The 6124-nt window shown below is 50.7% G+C and carries 3 protein-coding genes; all 3 read right to left on the reverse strand.

Features of this window, described 5'->3' with window-relative positions:
* Positions 1-30: 30 nt before the first annotated feature.
* Entirely contained in the window at positions 31-2790 is a 2760-nt protein-coding gene (locus HMPREF2955_RS06810) for a golvesin C-terminal-like domain-containing protein (RefSeq protein WP_070722098.1), read from the reverse strand.
* 12 nt (positions 2791-2802) lie between these two features.
* Positions 2803-4254, reverse strand: coding sequence for a sodium:solute symporter (locus HMPREF2955_RS06815; protein ID WP_070722100.1), 1452 nt, complete (start codon positions 4252-4254; stop codon positions 2803-2805).
* A gap of 219 nt (positions 4255-4473) precedes the next feature.
* Entirely contained in the window at positions 4474-5751 is a 1278-nt protein-coding gene (locus tag HMPREF2955_RS06820; protein WP_070722102.1) for an exo-beta-N-acetylmuramidase NamZ family protein, read from the reverse strand.
* Between the last annotated feature and the right edge of the window lie 373 nt (positions 5752-6124).

Genomic DNA, 6124 nt, shown 5'->3' on the forward strand with positions numbered 1-6124 from the left:
ACCCTTTCACCCTTTCACCCTTTCACCTTTTCACTTTTTCACCTTTCCCTTTTTCTCTTCTCCGGTAAACGAAGTGATGTGCCTAGCCTTCTTCCCATCCCCTTTGGGGTCGTGCGAAATGTCTTCGTGGGGCTGACGCATAAAGAAATCTACGATGGTTTTCATCAGTTTCTCGCGACAGAAGGCCTGCGTGATGCTCTCGAAGGGGAACCCCATAACGAACGTTTTGTAGCTGCCTTGCGAGGCAACCGCCGCACTGAGGTTGTTTTCGGGATAGCGCATCACGGTATATCCCGTTGAGTCGGCCGCCTCGATAGCATCGGGCGACTCCACTATATATTGCTCCGAGTTCAGCGTGTTGGCATAGTTCATCTCGCCCACGCCCAGTTGTAGCGGCGAACGCACCATGCGAACACCACCCGTGAGGGCAGCGCGCGAGTTGCGCCACTTATATTTAAGCACCTCTGTGGCAAAGCGTTGGTCGCTCTCTAAGGGCTTGGCCAGCGGGTTACACCAAAGGTCGCTACCCACGTATGCACCCGAAACAAACAGGTGAACGCCACGCTGGGCATACTCAGCCAATGTTTTTTGCACCTTCGCATCAAAGGTTTTAAACATCAAGGGGCGCACATTTCCACGTCCCATCTTGGTTTGGCACTGCTTACCCAGTATGTAATCAACAAATACGTAGCCGTCTTCCGCCTTGTCTAAGCACTCGTTAGCACACGATTCAAAGCTCAAACCCGCCTTCAATATGGCCTCGCCATGCAGCGCGGGATAGTCGAACGTGTTTCCGGCAATCACCTTTGTCTCCTCGTTTCCATAGCTATCGCCATATCCGCCTGAGTCGTCGTCGAGCCAAGGCAAGGTTCTGTTAAACTCCTTTTGGCTCCCCGTGTAGCTGATGTCTTGCAGATAAGGCACGCCGTGGTCGATGTTGTCGAGGAAACCGGCATATAAAGTGTCGATGGGCGCAGGCGCAACAAAGTCGGCAGGCGCACAAACGCGGTCGAATCCATTTACCACTAACGCCTTCTTTCCCATGCTGGCCGAGCATCGCGCCACGGCCATTGTCTCAGAAGGAAAACTCTTTCCGCCCTTATTAACGGCCTCAACGCGGAAACTACATACCACATCGGCAGGAATACGAGCCACATATCGGTTGCGTTTCACCACCTTGCCGTTGTCGAATGCGCCGTTACCCAGACGGGTATAAACAATATATCGGTCGGGCATGGCCGTTGGTTCCAGCGTGTCGGCCACGGCGTTCCACGTCAGTTCCACTTGGTCTCTGCCTTTAAGCGATGCCGAAAGATGGTCTACGGGCAGCGGTGCAACAATGGGCGTTTGCCCTCGTTGGGCACAGATAAAGCGCAACATGCCCTTATAAATAGCTCTGCTCACGGTGAAACGAAAGCGTGGGTCGAGGCCGTAACGCATGTCGGCGAAGTTCTGATGCGAAAGCAATTCGAGCAACATGGCAGGAACGCGCGGCGTGCGGGCCTCGAAATACGAGGCATCACGACTGCCACGACTGTTCCAAAGCGGTTCGTACAGTGCGCGAATGTCGTTTAATATGCTGTTTTGCACGCTCTCGGTAAGGTCCTTACAGAGGTATCGCGAGGCGCCATTGGCAAACACGCTGTCGTAACTCTGGGTGTAATATATGCCCAATGTGCCGATGGTGCGGTCGTCTTTGGTAACTCCTGCATCACTGTGGAAAGCCAAAGATAGGTCGATGGGCACGTTAAGTCCCTGCCCTTCGGGATAGCTTTGCGATCCGCCAGCAAGCCAATTCACCCACATTCCACGACTTTTATAATCGTCGGTATAGTCGTTTTCGCCATGCGATTCCGAGTAAACGCTGTCTGGCACGCCAGCCCATTGCAGCCAATAGCGTGCTGCCTCGGTAAAGCGAGGGTAGCCACTAACGTCTGGCCGGCCGATGTTACCCATGCCGCCGCCAAACTTTACGCCATCTGCCGTCACCACTTCGCCCACTTTCCCCGTGTTGTTGCTTAGGCAAACACGATGCTGTTGGCCCGCCTTTTCATCAAAAACAAACTTGCCAAGGTAAATCCAAGTGCCGCCACCCATTTGTTGGTTCACGCGAAAATGGCTCTCTCCGCCTTGATGATACACCGTGTAATGTGCCGTGGCGGTACTTCCCTGCACGGTTTTATACGACACGTACACGGCATATTCGCCTGTCTTTGGCACGTTTGGCACCCACTCGGCAAGGCTCTCCTGCCCTTTCTTTATCGACTGAATGGTGCGGAACGTTCCATCGCGGAAAGGATTTTGAAAATCGGTGTACACCTTATGCCGATAGGCAAAGCCTTCGCCCTGCCCCTGTTGCCATGCTTGTTGGCCGTTGCGTTCCTTATATATGGTGTGCGGCGACAAGGTACTGGCATCGTTATCCACCACCACTTCGTGCGTGTTCCAATCTCTTTCGCGCGGCACCAGCACGTTTGCGCCTGCATTTTCGAGCATGGGCACGAGGAAAGGCAACACATAACTCTGCGTATAGAGGTCTTCTACGGTTTGCAACAGGCGTGCGCGCTGCCACTCCCAGCGGTCTAGTGTGCGCTCATAATATCGGCCGTGACTTTGCCAAACGGCGATGTGTCTGCCCGAAAGGCCTTGTGTGGGCGTGGTGGGAGCCGACATGTTTGTTACCAACGGCTGGTCGCAATGGGGTGCGAAGGTCGTTGGGGCTGCCTGTTGTGCCCGTGTTGCAAGGGCCGTAAGGCAAAGAGCTGCTAGTGTAAGGACGGGTCTAAGCATTGTTTATGATATTTATTGGGGGCACGTGCCACGCTTGATAAGCAGGCAAAGACCCACGAAAGTGAACAGGGCATTGAGTATCAACAACTCGTAACTGAAATGATAGCCGTTGAACCAAGCCTCCGAATGGCGGTCCAACACCCAACAGAGTAAGGGCGAGGCCAAGGCCACGAAGGGTATCCAGCGGTCGCGCACAGGCCGTTTTATCAGTATGCCAAAGGCAAAGAGGCCCAATATGGGGCCGTAAGTGTAGCTGGCAAGGGTGTAAACGGCGTCTACCACGCTAGTGTTGTTCAGTATGTTGAACACGATTATGGACAAACCCATCACCACGGCCATGCCTACGTGTACACGTTTGCGCATTCGGGTAACTTCGTCTTCGCTGCGCTTGCCTGCCCCAAGTATGTCTACGGTGAACGATGTGGTGAGGGCGGTGAGTGCAGAGCCTGCCGCATTGTAGGCCGAGGCCGACAAACCAACGATGAACAGCACGCCAACAACGCCCGGCAGCAAGCCTCCTGTGGCGATTGTGGGGAAAAGTTGGTCGCCAGTAGCCGTTAGTCCGTGGCGTGCAGCCTCTTCGTAGAGCAGCACACCCAACATAAGGAAGGCCGCTACCACAATAAATTGCAGCAGAATGCTAATCACCATGTTCTTTTGAGACTCCCTGCTGTTGCGGCAACTCAGGTTGCGCTGCATCATATCTTGGTCTAAGCCGGTCATGGCGATGGTGGTAAAGATGCCGGCAAAGAACTGTTTGAAGAAGAATTGCTTGTTGTTTACGTCGTCGAAGAAGAACATGCGGCTCATGTCGCTTTGGCTAATGTGGCTCACCACACCGCCAAACGATAGCTGTAAGTCGCCCGCGATGAACCAAATGCACAATGCCACCGACACGATAAGGCAGGCTGTTTTAATCAAATCGGCCCAAATTACCGACTTAACGCCGCCCTTGTGGGTGTAAAACCATACGCAACCCACCGACAAGGCCACGTTAACCCAGAAGGGTATGCCCAACGGACCGAAAGCCAAAAGCTGCAAGGTGAAACACACGAGAAAGAGACGAACGGCCGCACCCAACATCTTTGAGATGAAAAAGAACCAGGCACCCGTGTGATAGGCCTGCTGCCCAAAGCGGTTGCGCAGGTATTCGTAAACCGATGTAAGCTGCAAACGATAGAACAAGGGCGTAAGTACGAAGGCTACAATGAGCTGACCGGCGATAAATCCCAACACCAGTTGCAGATAACCAAAGCCACTTTGCGCCACCATGCCTGGCACCGAAACGTAGGTTACGCCCGATATGCTGGCCCCAATCATAGCAAACGCCACCATATACCACTTGCTTTGCCTACTGCCGGTGAAGAAAGCGGCATTATCCACATTGCGCCGGGCAAGGCCCGAAACAAGGAACAATACGGCGAAATAGGCCAAAACGGTTGCTAAGATTGCTAGTGGGGTCATATCATGTTGGTTTAAATATAGTTGATGAGTTGACAAGTTTACGGGTTGACAGACTTTACAAGTTGATAAGTTCAAAGTTAAAGAGTCGCGAACTATTGGCTTAACTCCTTTACTCCATAACTCCTTAACTTCTAAAGGTAAAAGGTGAAATGGTGAAAAAACAGCTAACGCCACCTATACATTTGGCTTAACTCCTTTACTCCATAACTCCTTTACTCCTTACCTCTTTACTTCTTTACCCCTTCCTCCTTTAGTCCTTTTATTACTTACTCCTTTACTACTTTTACTACTTACTCCTTTACTACTTACTCCTTTACTACTTACTCCTTCCTCCTTATATATAAGATACTTTCGCCGCATCTCCTTATATTTTTCCAGTTCGGGCTGCCAAACAGCGCGTATCTCCTCGTTAGAACGACCTTCCATAATCATCTTTTGCACATAGTCCACGCCCACCAACTTGGTGAAGAAGGGTGTGAAAAAGCGCTCGCCGACGTTTAAGTTGCGGTAAGCATCGATAACATACGTGAGGTCGAAGCCCCGTTTAATAATCTCTTCTTGGGGTTTGTGGCTTAGGTTTACACCAAAACACAGCTGGTTTATCTGCGGCGGATTTTTCGCGCCAGGCACACTTCGGGGTATAAAGCTGTATTTATAGCCCGTCATTTGGGGGTGTCCGTATTGCTGAAACGGCAAGCCTGTGCCACGTCCAAGGCTCACATCCGTGCCTTCGAACAGGCAAATAGAGGGATATAGGTATATGGCCTGCATGTTAGGCAAGTTTGGCGAGGGCGCAATAGGCAGCTTGTAGCGCGTGGAATGCGTATAGTTGCGGCATGCAATGATGTCGAGCTGGCATGGCTCGCCACCTTCCAACCACCCTTCGCCATTTATCATGCCCGCCATTTCCGCCAACGTTAGTCCGTGAACAACGGGAATGGGCAAAGCGCCAACACCCGACTTGTACTTCATGTCGAGTACCGGACCGTCTACATAGCAGCCGTTTGGGTTAGGCCTATCCAATATCATCATCGTGGTTTTGGTCTTGGCGCAGGCGTTCATTAATTGCAACATGGATATATAATAGGTGTAGAACCTCAGTCCCACATCCTGAATGTCGACCACCAACACGTCTGTTTCCTTCAACACGTCAATGTTGGGCGTACCGTTTTTTCCGTTATAGAGCGAAAAGATGCGCACGCCCGTTTTCTTATCTGTGGAGTTTTTAACATGTTCGCCAGCATCGGCAGTACCCCTGAATCCATGTTCGGGGGCGAAGATGCCCACCACATTCACCTTATTATCAATAAGCAAGTCTAAGATATGCTTGCCTTTCACCACGGCTGTATGGTTGGCAAACAATGCCACTCGCTTGTCTTTCAGTTTGGGCAGATACGCATCCGTGCGTTCGTCGCCGCAAATCACGCGTGTTTTTTGTGCCTTACCGACAACAGCAGCAAGACAAAAGAGCATCAATATCGTAACAATTTTTTTCATGTCAGGGCGGTTTCTAGTTGCTTACATGGCAAAGTTAGCGATAATTTTTAGAATTAGAAACAGCAAATTAGGTATTTTTATGTTTGTTATTAATGTTTTGCAAAAGGGCTAGAAGCAAGTAAGCAAGGGCTAAATGCTTGTTAACTAGAAGAGCTAGGAAAACAAGAAAAACTAGAAGTGCTTGAAAAGCAAGGGAAAAACAGGAAAACTAGAATAACCAGAAGTGCATGGAAAGCTAGGACAACTAGAAGAACCAGGAAAACCAGAATAACTAGCAGTGCAATCCTATCACCTCAAATTTTGTAATCTTTTAAGCACAACTTTTAACATTATGAGTAGCTTTTTATCCACCAATCGCTCACCTTGCCGCAAA

This window comes from Prevotella sp. HMSC073D09, from assembly GCF_001814145.1.
In the GTDB taxonomy this organism is placed as follows: domain Bacteria; phylum Bacteroidota; class Bacteroidia; order Bacteroidales; family Bacteroidaceae; genus Prevotella; species Prevotella conceptionensis.